General features: G+C 67.9%; 13 protein-coding genes. 7 read left to right on the forward strand and 6 right to left on the reverse strand.

From position 1 onward, the window contains the following. Positions 1–75: 75 nt before the first annotated feature. Positions 76–636, reverse strand: coding sequence for an RNA polymerase sigma factor (locus tag ABD255_RS02685; RefSeq protein ID WP_344209323.1), 561 nt, complete (start codon positions 634–636; stop codon positions 76–78). A 63-nt stretch (positions 637–699) separates the two neighbouring features. Here ABD255_RS02685 and ABD255_RS02690 point away from each other — a divergent pair, with 63 nt between their 5' ends. Further along, complete coding sequence (locus ABD255_RS02690; protein WP_344209325.1) at positions 700–2304, forward strand: serine/threonine-protein kinase; 1605 nt, start codon at positions 700–702, stop codon at positions 2302–2304. Positions 2305–2549: 245 nt separating this feature from the next. On the opposite strand, the gene ABD255_RS02695 is transcribed toward ABD255_RS02690, so the two are convergent. From ABD255_RS02695 to ABD255_RS02705, 3 genes are all read right to left on the reverse strand, one after another. Continuing rightward, positions 2550–3263, reverse strand: coding sequence for a hypothetical protein (locus ABD255_RS02695; RefSeq protein WP_344209327.1), 714 nt, complete (start codon positions 3261–3263; stop codon positions 2550–2552). A 96-nt stretch (positions 3264–3359) separates the two neighbouring features. Beyond that, a complete protein-coding gene (locus tag ABD255_RS02700) occupies positions 3360–4058 on the reverse strand; it encodes a hypothetical protein (RefSeq protein ID WP_344209329.1) in 699 nt (232 codons plus the stop codon). Continuing rightward, complete coding sequence (locus tag ABD255_RS02705) at positions 4055–4666, reverse strand: TenA family protein (protein WP_344209331.1); 612 nt, start codon at positions 4664–4666, stop codon at positions 4055–4057. The genes ABD255_RS02700 and ABD255_RS02705 overlap by 4 nt, the downstream gene beginning before the upstream one ends. 195 nt (positions 4667–4861) lie before the next feature. Here ABD255_RS02705 and ABD255_RS02710 point away from each other — a divergent pair, with 195 nt between their 5' ends. Continuing rightward, entirely contained in the window at positions 4862–6160 is a 1299-nt protein-coding gene (locus ABD255_RS02710; protein WP_344209333.1) for an ABC transporter substrate-binding protein, read from the forward strand. Positions 6161–6197: 37 nt separating this feature from the next. Here ABD255_RS02710 and ABD255_RS02715 read toward each other — a convergent pair whose 3' ends face one another. After that, positions 6198–7394, reverse strand: coding sequence for an RNA-guided endonuclease InsQ/TnpB family protein (locus ABD255_RS02715; RefSeq protein ID WP_344209335.1), 1197 nt, complete (start codon positions 7392–7394; stop codon positions 6198–6200). Positions 7395–7561: 167 nt separating this feature from the next. Here ABD255_RS02715 and ABD255_RS02720 point away from each other — a divergent pair, with 167 nt between their 5' ends. From ABD255_RS02720 to ABD255_RS02740, 5 genes are read left to right on the forward strand one after another with little or no spacing between them, the layout of a single operon-like run. Next, positions 7562–8395, forward strand: a complete 834-nt coding sequence (locus ABD255_RS02720) for a carbohydrate ABC transporter permease (RefSeq protein WP_344209336.1) — start codon at positions 7562–7564, stop codon at positions 8393–8395. Next, on the forward strand, positions 8392–9219 hold the full coding sequence (locus tag ABD255_RS02725) for a carbohydrate ABC transporter permease (protein WP_344209337.1): 828 nt from the start codon (positions 8392–8394) through the stop codon (positions 9217–9219). The genes ABD255_RS02720 and ABD255_RS02725 overlap by 4 nt, the downstream gene beginning before the upstream one ends. 4 nt (positions 9220–9223) lie before the next feature. Further along, positions 9224–13027, forward strand: coding sequence for a hypothetical protein (locus tag ABD255_RS02730; protein ID WP_344209339.1), 3804 nt, complete (start codon positions 9224–9226; stop codon positions 13025–13027). Beyond that, entirely contained in the window at positions 13024–14619 is a 1596-nt protein-coding gene (locus tag ABD255_RS02735) for an alkaline phosphatase D family protein (RefSeq protein WP_344209341.1), read from the forward strand. Before ABD255_RS02730 ends, ABD255_RS02735 begins: the two co-directional genes overlap by 4 nt. Then, positions 14616–15476, forward strand: coding sequence for a discoidin domain-containing protein (locus ABD255_RS02740; protein WP_344209343.1), 861 nt, complete (start codon positions 14616–14618; stop codon positions 15474–15476). Before ABD255_RS02735 ends, ABD255_RS02740 begins: the two co-directional genes overlap by 4 nt. Here the strand turns inward: ABD255_RS02740 and ABD255_RS02745 are convergent. Beyond that, positions 15459–16682, reverse strand: a complete 1224-nt coding sequence (locus ABD255_RS02745) for an MFS transporter (RefSeq protein WP_344209345.1) — start codon at positions 16680–16682, stop codon at positions 15459–15461. The genes ABD255_RS02740 and ABD255_RS02745 overlap by 18 nt on opposite strands.

Raw genomic sequence — 16682 nt, forward strand, 5'->3', positions numbered from 1 at the left:
CGGCGGCCACCGAACCGGCTGCCTCGCCGAGCGTCGCCGGATAGGGCTCCATCGCCGCTCTGCGCGACGACCTGGTCAGTCCTTCGGGCGGAGGAGGGGGCGGACGACCTCGCGGGCGTCGTGGATGCGGGACTTGATCGTGCCGAGCGGGGCGCCCACCTCGGCGGCGATCTCCTCGTAGGACAGGCCGTAGACGTCGCGCAGTACCAGCGGGGTGACCATCTGCGGGCGGTCGCGCTCGAGCGTCTCCAGGGCCTCCAGGAGATCCAGCCGGGTGCCTGCGATGACGCTGGTGGTGCGGGGGTCCGGGCGGTCCATCTGCTCGGGGTTGTGCGCCGCCTGGGCGGTGCGCTTGAGCTTGCGGTACGTCGAACGGGCCGAGTTCGCCGCGACCGAGTGGACCCAGGTGGAGAAGCTGCTGCGGCCGGAGTACGTGTGGATCTTGGTGGCGACGTTGAGGAGGGCCTCCTGGGCCGCGTCCTCGGCGTCCGCGGAGTACGGCAGCACGCTGCGGCAGATCCGCAGGACGCGGGGATAGACCAGCCGGAGCAGGTCGTCCATCGCGTTCTTGTCACCACCGGCGGCGCGCTCGGCCAGGACGGCGAGGTCGTCGGTCGGACTGCTGCTTTCGCTCATCTGCGCCTTCGTTGTCATCGGTCCCCCGGGGCGTGGAACTCCGAGTGATCCATAATGCCTTGTATGGGGGTCCCAACCAGACTAGGCCGGTACGTCGTGCGCCGTCGCCTGGGTTCTGGCGGTTTCGCAACGGTTTGGCTCGCGCACGACGAGCAACTCGACGCCGAGGTCGCCGTCAAGGTGCTGGCCGACAACTGGGCGCACGACGACTCGGTCCGCCGCCGGTTCCTCGAGGAGGGCCGGTTCCTGCGCCGGGTCGAGTCCGAGCACGTCGTCCAGGTGCACGACGTGGGGGAGTTGGAGGACGGGCGGCCGTTCCTGGTGCTCACGTACGCCGATCGCGGCACGCTCGCCGACCGGCTGAAGCAGAAGCCGCTGCTGCTGGAACCGGCGGTCGGGGTGATCGTCCAGGTCGGACGGGGTCTCCAGGCGCTGCACCGGCGTGGTCTGCTGCACCGTGACGTGAAACCCGCGAACGTTCTGTTCCGTAGTACGGACGAGGGGGAGCGGGCGGTCCTCTCGGACCTGGGCCTGGGCAAGTCCCTCGACGAGGTGTCGCGAATCACCATGCCCGGCGGTACTCCGTCGTACGTGGCGCCCGAGCAGGCGTTGGGCGAGCGGCTCGACCAGCGCGCCGACCAGTACTCGCTGGGCGCGGTCGCCTACGCGGCCCTGACCGGCCGCTCCCCGCACCAGGTGGACGGCCTGGGCGCCGCCGGCCGCGTGAAGGCCCCGCCGCCCCCGAGTTCCCTCGGCTTCGACATCCCCGACAAGGTGGACGCCGCGATCGTCCGCGCCCTCGACCCCGACCGCCTGAAGCGCTGGCCGGACGTCGAGTCGTTCACCCGCGAGTTGGTCGGGGCGCTCGACGAAACCACCCACAGCTTCCTGCCGCCGGCAGCGACAGCCGGTACTCCGCTCCCGCTGCTCGCGAAGCCTGAGTCAGAGGATGGCGAGAAGACCGCCCTCAGCGAGTCCAACGCCCCCACCATCGTCAAAACCCCGGAGCCCACCGAACCCGCCACGAAGGACGAGTCGGAAACGGTCGATCCGCCTGCCCCCGCCGCAACCACAAAAGGCGCATCAACACCTGTTGCTGCTGCGCCTGAGGTGGTTGCCGTGAAGAGAAAGCGGCGGCGTGGGCGGTGGGTTGTGGCAGCGGTGCTTGCCCTGGCGGTGGGTGGAGGGGCGGGGTTCGGAGCGCAGCGGTATCTGTTGCCCAAGCAGGCGGTGGACGTCAGCGAAGGCGGCTTCTCCGTGCGGATGCCGCGAGAGTGGGCGGGGGCGATCGCGCAGTCCGACTGGCGTCCGCCGGGTAGCCCGGACGACCGCCCCGCGTTGCGGGTCAGCAGTGACGAGACCTGGCTCGCCCCGGAAGGTACGTCGTCGGGGGTGTTCGTCGGGCTGATGCCGCGCCCCGGTGACCCGGCGAAGATGTTCCCGGACCCGAAGCAGTACGACTGCGAGCGCACCGAAGTTATGAAGCCGACACAGAACGGCAGCCAAACTGTGCTAGACCAATTTTCCTTCGGTTGCGTGAATGGCAGTACGCTGCTGCAGCGAGTAGTCGACACGGGGACTGGCGACTCGTTGTTCCTGCAGGTCAAGGTGCCTGCCGCCGACCAGGCGAAGGCAGTGGAAGTGGCCGACTCGGTCCAGTACAGGTGAAGGAATCCCCGTGATGATCGTCGTCGAACGGCTGCGGCCGTCGCCTGCCCTCATCCAGTCCGGCCGCCGCCGGTTCTACCGGCTCCGCTCGGTCATCTTCCGGATCATCTGGCCCCGCTGACCGGCACCTTCAGCCCCGCCGCCCCGCGCAGGCTCTTCTGCTTGGCCAGTGCCGCCGCGGTGCTGGTCGCGGTCGCCTGAAGAGACGGCGTCGGGAAAGGTTGCGAGAGGGGCGGGCGAATTTCCTAGAGCGGGCTGTCGGAGCGGGTTGACGAGTCGGTGGCGCGATCCAGTACCGCGAGCAGCGCGCTCTTGTCCTGCGGGAGTCCGGTGGTGGCCATCTCGAAGTGGCACAGGCCGTCCTCGTTCGCGACCCAGCGCACGATCACATGGCGAACGGTCTGCTCCGGGACGTAGGTGTAGACCAGCGTCGCGTTCTGCGTCTTCGGGTCGATCTCGCTGGACAGGATCGTCACCTGCTGGTTCTTGGGCACGCTGCCCAGGTCCTTCACCCTGGCCGCCATCGACTCCGCGGGTGGGCGGCGGATGGTGAAGCCGGCCTCGATCCGGATCCAGCGCTTGGAGGTCGGGTCGGTAAAGCGCCCGAGCGTCGGCGGGTCCGGCTGGGTGAGGGTCCAGTTCCCGGGCACCCGCACGCTGACGCTCGAACGCACCACGCTGGTCGCCGTGAAGGACCGCGTCTTGTAGTACAGGTCGTCTGCCTGCAGCGCCGGGGAGTTGTCGGGCACGATCTTCTTGGGTATCACCGTCGGCGTCGGCGATGCCGTCGGCGTGGACGGCTGCGGGCTGACGGCCGCGAGTGGCCCTGCCTGGCCCTGCGCCGTGGCGGTGCCTGTGGTCGTCAACAGGCCCGCCCCGTAGCCCCCTGCTCCCCCCAGCAGGGTGACCGCGAGCAAGCCCGAACCGAGCAGGGCGCGCCCGTCCCTCCGTCCGGCCACGACCACCCCTCCTCCCGGTCCGTTCCGACACGTCGTTGGACACCGTAAGCCGCTGAAATGTTCGAGCCCTGTCGGTGCGATTCAGCGGCCGAGCCGTCAGTTCCTGAGCTCGACCGTCCTGCTGGCCTCGGCGACCACCGCGGCCAGTCCCTTGGCGTCCTGGGGGAGACCGGTGATGCTCATTTCCACCGTCGCCCGCTGGTCCGGCCCGGTGGCGACCCAGCGCACGATCACGTAGCGCAGGGTCTTGGTCGGGATGTAGGTGTAGATCAGCGTCGAGACGGTCCGGGGCTCGCCGTCCTCGCCGATCACCACGTCCTCGCCCTGGGAGCTGATGTGCAGATTGTTTTCGTACGGCTGGCTCTCCTGCAGTTCACGGACGAGTTTGAGCCGCGCTTCCGTCGTGGTCAGGGCGGGCGGGAAGCCCGATTCCACCCGGATGCCGCGTTCCCGCAGCGGATCGAGGAACTTGACCTCCTCCGGGCGTTCGGTCGCTCTGACCAGTTGCCAGCCGCGGGGTGCCCGGACCGACAGCCTGGTCTGTCCGCCGGTCGTCCCCTGCACGGTGAAGTCGACGTCGTGGAACCGGAGTCCGGCGGTGGTGAAGGCAGGCAGCGGGTACGGCTCGGGGGTCTTGCGGTGCGGTGACACCGATGGAGTCGCGGCCGCGAGCGGCACGGCCGTCCCCAGCGGGGAGGTGATGGACGGCTGGGTGAGGACGCCCGCCTCGTAGCCGGCTGCTCCGCCGACCAGCCCGAGGAAGACGACACCACAGACCAGGACCGGTGTCTTCACCCGTGCACCAGGTCCCAGAACGCGAGCTCGAAGCGGACCACCCGATCGAAGGCGCGGGTCATCTCGGGGGTCAGCGCTTCCCGGTCCACCAGGGCGCCGAGTTGTTCGACGTACGCGGCGAACTCCGGCGACGACCAGTTCGCGATGAATCCGGCGTACTGCGTATCGGGGCTGGTCGTGTCGCGCACAGACGCCCAGGCGTCGTAGTACGCCTTCTCTACCGCGTAGAGCACGGTGATTCCGACCGGCCAGCCTTCCTGGACCGAGGCGAGCAGGTACGAGGAGTAGCCCAGGTTCAGCAGCGAGGGCTCCACTTCGAGGTCGATGCCACGGTCCGCGGCTGCCTGCTCGAACAGGGCGAGCTCCGGCACCAGCGCGGCCGATCCGCCGGCCAGCACCTTCCGGGCCTCGTCGTCCGGGGCCGCCGCGGCGAGTGCGTCGAGGTAGTCACGGAACGAGAGCACGAAGAAGTAGTCCTCGGCGATCCACCGGTCGAAAGTGGCCTTTGGCAACGAACCGGCGGAGGTCCGGGAGACGAACGGGTGGTCCAGGATCCGCTGCCAGGCGGCGGCCTGCGCGGTCAACAGGGCACGGGTGGTCTCAGGCACGCGGCCATCTTCTCAGGCCGTCCCCGGCGGTGGCCTACTGAATCCTTTCAAAAGGTGTGCCCCGAACTCTTGACATGCCAACTCGGCACTTCGTAGCGTGCCCGAGGTGAGGAATATAACACTCCTTCACGTTCTGTTCACATCCAGCGGTGATATTTCCGGGGCCGCATCGGCGCCCCGAGCTCAGGAGGAACCGTGGCACCCGAGATCATCCGTACGCCGGTCAGCCGGCGCCGGCTCCTGCAGTTGATGGGCGGCGCGATGGCCGCCGGAACCCTGGCGAGTTGCGGCGGCACCTCGTCCGGCGGCGGTGCCGGTGGCGGGGGCGGCCTGAAGGTCATCGGCGCGGGCAGCCAGGAGGCCGGGCTGCGCAAGGCCCTCGACGAGTACAAGAAGCAGAACGGCTCCTTCGACTTCAACCTGTCCTTCTCGCCGGCGGACCAGCTGCAGACCTCACTGCGGGCCCAGCTCGCGGCGGGCAACGCGCCGGACCTGCACGCGGTCTACCCGGGCAACGGCAGCGCCATGTCGATGGCCCAGCTCAGCAAGGCGAACCTGCTCGCCGACCTGAGCGACCAGGCCTGGACCCAGAAGATCCCCACCGGCTTCAAGGGCGCCTACCAACACGACGGCAAGACGTACATCTTCTCGCCGGGCACCAGCGTGCTCGGCGCGATCTACAACAAGAAAGCGTTCGAGAAGGCCGGCGTGGAGGTGCCGACCACCTGGAGCGAGCTTCTGACCGTCTGCGAAACCCTCAAGAAGAAGGGCATCGTGCCGTTCGCTCTGGGCGCCCAGACGCCGTGGGTGACCCAGTTGATCAACTACGCCCTGGTCCCGGGCACGGTCTACTCCAAGCAGCCGGACTTCGACGACAAGATGGCGGCCGGCTCCGCGAGCTTCGCCGGGTCCGGCTGGGCCGACGCGATGAACAAGTACCTGGAACTGCAGAAGCGCGGCTTCTTCAACGACAACCCGAACGGTACGACGTACGAGCAGGCCACCTCGATGGTCGGCACCGGCAAGGCCGCGATGGCCGTCCAGGTCTCCGCGGTGCTCCAGGCCTACCGGGCCGCGGCGCCCTCGCCGGACGACCTCGGCATGTTCCCGCTGCCGGCGACGGACAACCCGGCCGACAACTGGATCCCCGGCGGCATCGTGGTCGGCCTGGGCGTCAGCGCGAAGGGCAAGAAGGCCGACGAGGCCAAGAAGTTCCTCGATTTCTGCGGGCAGCCCGAGATGGTCAACGCCTGGGCCGAGGCCGTCGCCTGCGTTCCCCTGTACTCCGAGGGCGAGCCGAAGGTGGACCCGGTCCTGAAGCCCTTCCTGCCCTACCTGTCGGGCGACAAGGCGGTCCCGTTCATGGACCAGCGCTGGCCGAACGCCGAAGTACAGCCGACCCACTTCGCAGTAGTCCAGGAACTCCTGGGCGGCAAGACAACCGTCGACGGCGCACTGAAAAAGATGGACGCGGCCTACCGGAAGAGCGCTTGACGTCCTCCCCGCCCGTGAATGGCGGGGATTCCAACTACTACGTGGAGGTAGCGAGTTGAGGTTCACGCTTCGGCGAGACCCGTGCCGGCGTCTCTCGGCGTGCGCTGACGGCCCGTCCGGCCGCGATGTTGGCTGCCGCGTTCACGTCGGCGTTGGCCTGATGGCCGCAGGCTGTGCACCGGAACACCGCTTGGCTCTCGCGGTTGTCCGGTGCGCGGTGCCCGCAGACGCTGCAGGTTTGCGACGTGTACGCAGGGTTCACTTTCTCGACCCGGCCCGCTGCCTTGTGCTCCAGACGCTGGACGAGCAGTCCCCAGCCGTTGGCGAGGATGCCCCGGTTCAGACCTGCCTTGGCGCGGCGACGGTTCGGCAGGTAGGTGCCTGGTTGTTCGGGGTCGGGTTTGGGTTTGGGTCGTCTGGTCATCGAGGCGATGCGCAGGTCTTCCACCCGGATGACGTCGAATCGTCGTGCGAGATCGGTGCTGGTCTTTTCCACCCAGTCCTTGCGGCGATCGACCGCTCGGGCAGACAGCGTGGCGATCGCTGCTTTCACCCGCTGACGCCGGGTGGAGCCGCGGCGGCAGCGGGACAGACGACGTTGCAGGTGTTTGAGCCGTGCTTGTTCGGTCGCCGACAGCCCGGGGCAGGTCAGGAGTTCGCCGGTGGACAGGGCGGCCGAGACGGTGACGCCACGATCTACACCGACGACCTCGCCCGTGCCCGGTGCGGGGATCGGCGACGGGATGACGGCGAACGCGAGGTGCCAGCGACCTGCCCGGTCGAAGGTCACCCGGTACGACTTCGCGGCGGGAATGGCACGGGACAGCCGGAACCGTACCCAGCCGACCTTCGGCACGTTGACCGCGGCCCACTTCCGGCTCAGCTTCACGATCCGGGATGCCTGGGGGCCGACGATGCGGAACCCCTCGTGCAGTCCGGCCTTACGCCACCTCGGCCGCCGGTGGGTACCGGCGTAGAAATTCCTCACAGCCTGGTCGAAATCTCGCAGCGCTTGCTGTTGCACGGTCTGCGACCCCGCTCGCAACCAATCGAACGCGGCTCGCGCTTCGGTCAACTGCTTCGCTTGTTCGACGTATCCAGGCGTCGCTGTCTTGTCGCGGGTCCACATCGACCACTGTTCAACGGCCAGGTTCCACACGGACCGGGCATGCCCGCACTGCTCCAGCAACGCAGATCGCTGCGGATGACTCGGGTACATCCGGAACCGGGACATGCCGCCTACTCAATCAGTCGCGACCGACAGTCCACGGTTTTGCGAAGGGAGGCAGTTCGATGACGACAGTTCTTGCTCCAGCACCTGAGTCCGTACGACCAAACGCCGTACGGAAGCGAAGGAGCAGAGGTGGCGTCGCGCCGCCCTGGTTGTTTGCGGCGCCTGCGTTGGTCGTTTATGCGCTGGTGATGCTCTATCCGAGCATCATCGGCGCGGGGTCGGCCTTCACTGACTGGTCGGGGGTCGGTGAGCAGCGGTCCTTTGTGGGGCTGGAGAACTTCAAGCAGTTGGTGCACGACGACCAGGCGCTCGGGGCGCTTCGTAACACCCTGCTGCTGACCATCGCGATCGTGGTCGTGCAGAACGGCATCGGCCTGCTGCTCGCGCTCGGCGTGCACACCACGATCAAGAGCCGGATGGTGCTCCGGGTGATCTTCTTCGCGCCGGTCGTGGTCAGCCCGGTGATGGTGTCGTTCCTCTGGAAGTACGTCTACAACCCGGCGCCGGACGCGGGCCTGAACGCCGCGCTGAACGCGATCGGGCTCGGCGCCCTGCGGCAGGACTGGCTCGGAAACCCGTCGCTGGCGATCTGGTCGGTCGCCTTCACGGTGATCTGGCAGTGCGCCGGCTACTCGATGGTGATCTTCCTGGCCGGTCTCGAAGGCGTGCCCCAGGAACTGCACGAGTCGGCGATGGTCGACGGTGCCGGCACCGTCGCCAGGTTCCGGCACATCACCTGGCCGCTGCTGGCGCCGGCCGTGACGATCAACGTGATGCTGTCGACCGTCGGCGGCCTGACGCTGTTCACCCAGATCATCGCGATGACGAACGGCGGTCCGGGCTACGCGACCGACACGTTGTCGACCGTGCTCTACAAGCAGGCGTTCGTGTTCGGGAAGTTCGGCTACAGCACCGCCGTCGCGCTGGTACTGGCGATCTTCGTCGCCGCCGTCTCGTTCGTCCAGATCGCCTATCTGCGCTCCCGGGAGACGGCCGCATGAAGACCCGCTATCGCCCCCGCACCCTCGTCCTCGAGCTCGTCATGGTGGCCGCCGCGGTCGCCTTCCTGTTCCCGGTCTACGCCCTGGTGACGTTGGCCTTCAAGGATCCCAGCCAGATCGCGAACGCCCCGCTCTCACCGCCGGACCCGCCGTCGGTGGACAGCTTCGGTACCGCGTGGCAGTCCGCCTCGCTCGGGTCCGCCCTGCTCAACAGCACCCTGATCACCGTCTCGAGCGTGATCGTGCTGATCGTGCTCGGCTCGCTCGCGGCGTACTTCCTGGCCAGGCAGGCCGGGCGGCTCAGCTACGGCCTCTACATCCTGTTCCTGGTCGGCATCATCCTGCCGTTCCAGCTCGGCATGATCCCGCTCTACCAACTGGTCAACGACCTCGGCCTGCTCGGCACGTACCAGGGCATGATCCTCTTCTACACCGGGATCCAGCTGCCGTTCACGGTGTTCCTCTACACGGGATTCATCCGGTCGCTGCCGGCCGACTACACCAACGCGGCGCTGATCGACGGCGCCTCGCACCTGCAGGCGTTCGTGCACGTGATCTTCCCGCTGCTGCGCCCGATCACCGGCACGGTGCTGATCCTGAACGCCGTCCACATCTGGAACGACTTCTTCACCCCACTGCTCTATCTGGGCGGCTCGGGCCGGGAGACGGTTCCGGTCCGGGTGTTCGCCTTCGTCAACGAGTACACGTCGGACTACGGCCTGGTCGCCGCCGGTCTGGTGCTCGCGGCGCTGCCCATCCTGCTCGTGTTCCTGGTCCTCCAGCGCTACGTCATCCGCGGTTTCGCCAGCGGACTGAAGGGTTGACCCGATGCCATTGCCCGACCGTCTGGCGGCTGTCCTGGCCGACCCGCCCAGATCCTTCTCGCCGGTGCCGATCTGGTGGTGGAGCGGGGAACCGCTCGACCCGGCCCGGCTGCGCTGGCAGCTCGAGCGCTTCGTCGAAGGAGGCGTTTACCAGCTGGTCGTGCTCAATCTGGCGCCTGCCGGGTCTGACCACGGCTGCGACGCCGACGATCCGCCGTTCCTGTCCGAGGCGTGGTGGGAGATCTTCCTGGGCGTCTGTGCGGATGCGGAGGAACTGGGCGTCTCCTTGTGGTTCTACGACCAGCTCGGCTTCTCCGGCGCGGATCTCCAGGCTCGCTTGGTCGCCCGGCAGCCGTCGTACGCCGGGCGCCGGCTGCAGCGGGCTACCACGCTCGGTACAGGGCAGCTGGTTGTGCAGTGCCCTGCGGGTGGTCGTCCCGTCGCTGCCGTCTTGGAGTCGTTGGACGGCAGCCCTAGCCGGTCTGTCACTCCAGGGGAGCCAGTAGAAGCTGCAGTGGAGTCGCGGCTGTCGTTGTTCTACGAGACGGACCACGGCTTCGACTACCTCGGCCGCGAAGCCTGTACTGCGCTGCTGGACCAGGTGCACGGAGAGTTCGCCCGACGCCTGGGTCCTCGCCTCGGCAAGGTTGTCGTGGGCTCGTTCCAAGACGAGCTTCCGTCGATGCCGACCTGGTCGGCGACCTTCGCGGAGGAGTTCCTCAGCAGATATGGCTATGACCTCCGTGACCGGCTTGCTGCCTTGTGGGGCTCGCCTCTGCCGGACGCGGACCGGGTACGGCGTGACTACCACGCGTTGCGCGCTTCGCTGGCCGAGGAGGCGTTCTTCAAGCCGCTGCACGAGTGGCACGAGCGGTATGGACTCCTGGTCGGATGCGACCAGCAGGACCCGGCGCGCGCCGGTCTACCTGTCGAGGGCGTGCAGCTGTACGCCGACTACGCGCGGACGCATCGCTGGTTCAGTGCGCCTGGCTCCGACCACCACGGCGACGCCCGGATCCACTCGTCGCTCGCGCATCTCTACGACCGGCCGCGGACCTGGATCGAGGCGTTCCACTCCACTGGCTGGGGTGGAACGCTGGAGGAGACGTTCGACTGGTTGCTGCCGTGGCTGCGGACTGGTGCCACGCTCTACAACCCGCATGCGGTCTACTACACGACCCGGGCGGGCTGGTGGGAGTGGGCGCCGCCGTCGACAGACTGGCGGCAGCCGTACTGGCGCCACCACAAGCACTTCGCCGATGCGGTCGCGAGGTTGTGCGCCGCGCTGTCGATGGGGCGGCATGTTTGCGAGGTCGCCGTGTTGTTTCCCAATGCCACCGCACAGGCCGACTTGACCATGGACGGGCCGGGGGCGGACGCAGTACGGGCTCAGGGGGTTTATCGGGAGCTCGTGGGTGATGCGACGTGGTTCGCGCCGGTGCTGGGGGTGCTGGATCGGGCTCGGATCGATGCCGATGTCATCGATGACGACTCGGTTGCGGCTGCTGAGATCGAGTCGGCGAAGCTCTTCATCTCGGATGAGCAGTACGCGGCGGTCGTGTTGCCTGCGGCAACTGTTTTGGAAGGGCCGGTCGCCGAGCGGCTGGATGAGTTCGCCGGTGCTGGGGGTGTGCTGGTCGCGGTCGGGGCGCTGCCGGCTCGCGGGGTGGCTGGTGGGGACAAGGCGGTCGCGTTGCTGCGGGAGCGGTTCGCTCGGGGTGAGGCGCAGTTGGTGGCGACGGCCGCGGAGGTGCCGGAGGCGCTGGCGCGGTTGCCGCGGCGGGTGGAGGCCGACGTACCGACGTTGGTTCGGGAGGTGGATGGATCGCTCGTTGTCTTCGTCACGGCGACCGAGTGGAGTGCGACCCGAGTCGGCGATGGTCGCACGGTCGAGCGGGGGATCAGTCATGACTGGGCGACCGTCGGCTATTCCTTCGACCCCGATCGCTATCTGCGCGAGACGACTCTGCGAGTTCGCGATGCAACGGGAGTGCCGATCCTTTGCTCGCCGTTCGGTGCTGACCCGAAGCCCCTTTCCTACCAGCTGATCGGAGATGTCACCGAGGTCACCGTCCCGTTCGACCAAGGACCGGCCGCGCTGGTGGTGTTCGCCGAAGGCGAGGAGCCCCGAGTGGAAGCGCCCACCGCGGAGGTGGAGGAACAGCTGACCGGCGACTGGGAGGCAACGCTCCTGCCGACGCTGGACAACACGTGGGGCGACTTCGCCTGGCCTGGCGGGAATCCTGAGGAAGTTGTGGTGGAGCGGTGGGCTCTGCAGCATCGGGTCGAGGGTGAGAGTGAGTGGCGACCCGCGCATGCCACCTTCGGGCCGCATGGGGTGATCGATGGATCGCCAATCGAGTACTCCGAGCGGCTCGGAATCTTCAAGGACAAGATCCACAAGGACGCGCTCGGGCCGAAGGGACACGTGCCGGAGGAGTTTCTCGACTTCGGCGTCGTGGGAGCCGGGGAGACTGTCTCGTTCCGGGCTGCCTTCGGCCTGGATGAACCACTCGACACCACGATCGTCGTCGGAGCACCCGCAGCCAAGGAGCTTCTGCTCGACGGCATCGCAGTACCCGTCGACGATGCGGGCGGCCAGTTCGGTACTTCGCCCGCCCGTCTCTCCGCCGGGCGGCACACGATCGAGCTGCGCCTGACGCCCGAGGTGGAAACCCCACTGCGCGCCAACCTCGCATTCGTCCGAGACCTCGCGGCGTACTGGCGTCCCGAGTGGATAGCCCTGGCCGAGCCACCCGCGGCCGGTACTGCGATCCGCTACTCGACCTCCGCGGTCTCAGCGGGCACTACCGAGCTAACGCTGACCGCAAGCGGCTCAGCCAAGCTCTTCATCAACGACGTCGAGGTAGGCCGCCAGGGCGGCTTCCTGCCCTACGAGCGACCCACCCCACGCGTACGCCGGTACGACGTGGCTGCGGCTCTCCGACCCGGCGAGAACGTGGTGTCGATCGAGGTGACACAGCCGTCGCCGATCATGGTCGACGGCCTGGTCCTCTCCGACCACCACTGGCACGCCGAGGTCAATGGAGTACAGGCGAAGATAGTTCGGAGGCGCCAACGTCACCGCGCACTTGCGGACCTCTACCTGCACAGACGACCACATCCGTTGCCGCAGGCTGCCTGGCTTGACGGTACGAGCACGGAGGTCGTCGAGCCGATTACCTTCGCTGTGCCTCGGGTAGAGCCGCAGCGAGTCGAGTATCTGCGGTTCGAACTGCCGCCAGGCACCATCCGGCTGGAGTTCGAGCTGGTGGGTCACGCGGTCGTCACGGTGGACGAGACCGAGATCGCCGCCGGGACTGGGCATCTCGTGGCGGAGGTCCCAAAGGGCGGGCGCATAGGCCTGCTGACGCTCCTCACCGAGCCAGGCTTCGAAGCCGGCGCAGCTCTGACCGGACCGATCCGGGCGATCGTCGGACCCGGCCGGATCGCCCTGGGCAACTGGGAAGACCACGGCCTGGCGGAGTACAGCGGCGGTGTCCGCTACCGGCGCCAGCTCACCACCACCGGCGGCAGCATCCAACTCGACCTCAGCCGAGTCCGCGGCACCGCGGAAGTCCTGGTCGACGGTCAGAGCGCAGGAGTCCGGTTCTGCTCGCCCTACGTCTTCGAGCTCACCGACCTCCCGCCGGGTGAGCACACGCTCGACATCGAGGTGTTCGGCACGGTCGCGCCCTACCTGGACGCGGTCAGCCCCACCCATTTCGTCTTCGGGGGACAGCGGACGTCCGGCCTGTTCGGGCCGGTCCGCGTGAGGTACCAGCCCAAAGGAGCCCTGATCACGTGACAGAAGATCTCAGACCAGCGGTGAGGTTGGCCCGACGCCGATTCCTCACTCTCACCGGCGCCGCCACCGCGGTGGCGTTCGGGACGAACCTGCCGGGCACCGCGCTCGGCAGTGGTGGGTCCGGTGGACTCACCGCCAACCCCTTCACCCTCGGAGTCGCCTCTGGCGATCCACTGCCGGATGCGGTCGTCATCTGGACCCGGTTGGCGCCGAAGCCGTACGAGCCACTCGGCGGTGCGCCGTACAAGGAGGTGGGCGTCGACTGGCAGGTAGCGACCGACGAGCACTTCCGCCGGGTAGTCCGATCCGGGCGAGCCACCGCCCGTCCGGAGTTCGCCCACAGCGTGCACGTCGACGTACGCGACCTGCAGCCCGGCCGGCACTACTGGTACCGCTTCCGCGTCGACGGCTACCTCAGCCCCACCGGCCGAACCCGTACTGCGCCCGCTCCCGGCCAGCAAGGTGGTCTCCTGACCCTAGGCGTGAGCTCCTGCCAGTCCTGGCCCGACGGGTACTACACAGCACAGCGGCACCTCGCTTCCGAGGACGTGGACGCGGTGGTGTTCCTCGGCGACTACATCTACGAGTACGGCATCTCTGCGGCCGGTGGTCTGCGCAACGTGGCTGACCCGGTCCCGAGCCAGTTCCGTACCGAGGCGGACACCCTGGACCGATACCGACTGCAGTACGCGCTCTACAAGTCCGACCCCGACCTCCAGGCCGCCCATCAGAACGCACCCTGGATCACCACTTGGGACGACCACGAAGTACAGGACAACTACGCCGGGACGATCTCCAAGAGCAACGCCCCGGTAGAAGACTTCCTCGTACGCCGGGCCAACGCGTACCGCGCCTACTGGGAGCACCTGCCACTACGTGGTCCCGCTCCACAGGGCCCGAACTACTTGCTCTACAGGCGATTCACCTTCGGGCGGCTGGCCGAGCTGAGCGTGCTCGACACCAGGCAGTACAGGTCGGACCAGGCCGCCGGCGACGGCTGGAAGGTCGACTCGGAGGCTCGACGAGACCCGGGCCGGGTACTGGCCGGGCGGCAGCAGACCCAGTGGTTCCTGAACGGCCTGAACCAGTCCCACACCACCTGGAACATCCTGGCCAACCAGGTGATCATGAGCCGGATGGACCTCGACCCCACTGCGTCGAACCTCTACAACATGGATGCCTGGGACGGGTACGGCGCGGAGCAGAAGACCGTGCTCGACGGGCTCGCCCTGAACCGCCACCGCAACCCGGTGGTCCTGACCGGCGACGTGCACGCGGGCTATGCGATGGACATGAAGCGCGACTTCGCCGATCCCGCCTCCCAGACCTACGGCGTGGAACTGGTGCCGACCTCATTCAGCAGCGGCGGCAACGGAGTACCGGTGTCGGCCAACGGCCAGAAGTTCCTCGACGGCAACCCGCACCTGAAGTTCGTCGACGAACGGCGCGGCTACTCCGTACTCCGCTTCGACGAGCAACAACTCCAAGTCGACTGCAAGGTGGTCCCGTACATCGACAAGCCGGGTGCCCCGATCTCGACCGTCCGTTCGTTCGTGGTGGAAGCCGGCAACCCCGGCTTGGAGGTGCGATGAGAATCCATGGCTGGCGCCCACTCGTCCTGGTCGGCGCGGTACTGGCCGGGATCGTTGCCGCAGGCATCACCGGCCCCGCGGCCGCGGACCGTTCGGTGCACCGCGGCCTGACGCTGGGAGCCGATGTCGCTCAGGTCGCCGTGACACCGGTTCCCTGTGCTAAACAAGGCTTCGAGCTCCGCTTCGGCAACACCGGCAAGAACGCCGTGTACGCCGATGCGTTCCTCGAGGCGGACGCGCCTCTCACCCTGTCGCGCAAGCTGGTGTCGAGCTACTTGCCGCCGGGCTACACCCTCAAGGTGCGGATCGACGTCAACGCGCCTCGCGGGACCGCACCCGGCACGTACTCGATCTCGGTCAAGGCCGGCGACCAGGAGCTGACCTTGCCGGTGGAAGTCGGCGAAGCACCTGTCGACACCACCGGCAACCTGGCCCGCTACGTCCCGGTGACCGCGTCCAGCGAGCATCTTCCCGTCTACCCTGTGTGCGGCGCCGTCGATGGCGATCGCGACTCCGAGCACTGGGCCAAGGGCACCGGCTGGAACGACGCCACCCGCGGCAACTTCCCCGACTGGGTCCAGGTCACCTTCGACCAACCGCAGGCCGTCAGCCGGGTCGACCTCTACACGCTCAACTCGAAGCAGTACCCGGCCGCCGGCTACGGCTTGAAGGACTGGGATGTGCTTGCCCAGGTCAACGGCAGCTGGCAACCAGTCGCGCAGGTCCGGGACAACAAGGCCGGCCTGACGAGTTCCACCTTCACCCCGGTGACGGCGACCGCGGTACGGATTCTGGCTCTTGCCAGCAATGAGGGACTGACGTACTCGCGGATCGTGGAGCTAGAGATCTACCAGTAGTGGCGTGGACTGTCGGCGTGGGAGAAGCAGTGGTGTCGCCAGGATGAGGACGCCCGCGATCGCGATCGCGGTACGGGGGCTGGTGAGGCCTGCCAGCACACCCCAGAGCGCGGTCAGCGCGGCGATCGTGGCGTTGCTGCTGACCGACCACGCCGACAGCACCCGCGCGACCCGATCCGTCGCCGTCTGCTCGAGGCGGTAGGTCGCGAACACGGGATTGAACACCCCCATGCAGGCGATCAGCCCGAGCTCGACCAGGATCACCAGCAGCAGACCGCCGGTGCCGGGGCCGACGAAGGCCAACCCGAGCAACCAGCACGCCCGCAGCGCACCCGCGACGAGCATCACCTGGTGCTGACCGAAGCGCTCGACGAATCTCCGGGCCAGCCGTGAGCCGATCAGCCCACCGACGCACGGCGCGGCGAACGCGAGACCGTACTGCCAGGGCGCGAACCCGAGCTCACTGAGCATCAGTACCGCGAGCAGCGGCGCCGTCGCCATGATCAGGCCGTTCACCAGCATCGTGTTCAGGAACAGCGCCCGCAGGCCCGGGTGGGCCAGGATCGATCGCCAACCGTCGAGCAGATCGCCCGCCCGGAGCCGCGGTACACCGATCCGCGACGGCTTCGGCTCGTCGCCGCCGATCGCGCGGACCCCCAGTGCCGAGAGCAGATAGCTGACCGCGTTCGCCACGATCGTCGTCACTGGGCCGAACAACCCGATCGCGACCCCACCGATGGGCGGCCCGAGCATGGTCGCGGTCCAGGTGGTCGACTCGAATCGACCGTTCGCGATCAGCAGGTCCTCCGGCCGGACCAACTCCTTCAAGCAGGCGCCGCTCGCCGCCCTGAAGGTGATGTCCGCCGCCGCCACCAGCACCGAGACCACCAGCAGTTGGATGAAGCTGAGCCGGCCGAGCGCGTACGCCGCCGGGATGCTCATCAGCGCCGCGAACCGGATCAGGTCCATCGCCACCATCACCGGCCGCTTGCGCCGGAAGTCCACCCACGGCCCGAGCGGTACCGCGACCGCCGCTCCCACCGCGAGCCCGGCCGCGGCGAGCACTGACACCTGCGTAGTACCGGCGTGCAGCACCAGGATCGCGACCAGCGTGAACGCGTCGAACGCGAGCCAGGTGCCGAAAGTGCTCGCTCCGTACGCCGCCCAGAGCCATCCGAACTGCCGCCCGAGCGACCGTCTTGCCAT

It is taken from the genome of Kribbella sancticallisti (assembly GCF_039530625.1).
In the GTDB taxonomy this organism is placed as follows: domain Bacteria; phylum Actinomycetota; class Actinomycetes; order Propionibacteriales; family Kribbellaceae; genus Kribbella; species Kribbella sancticallisti.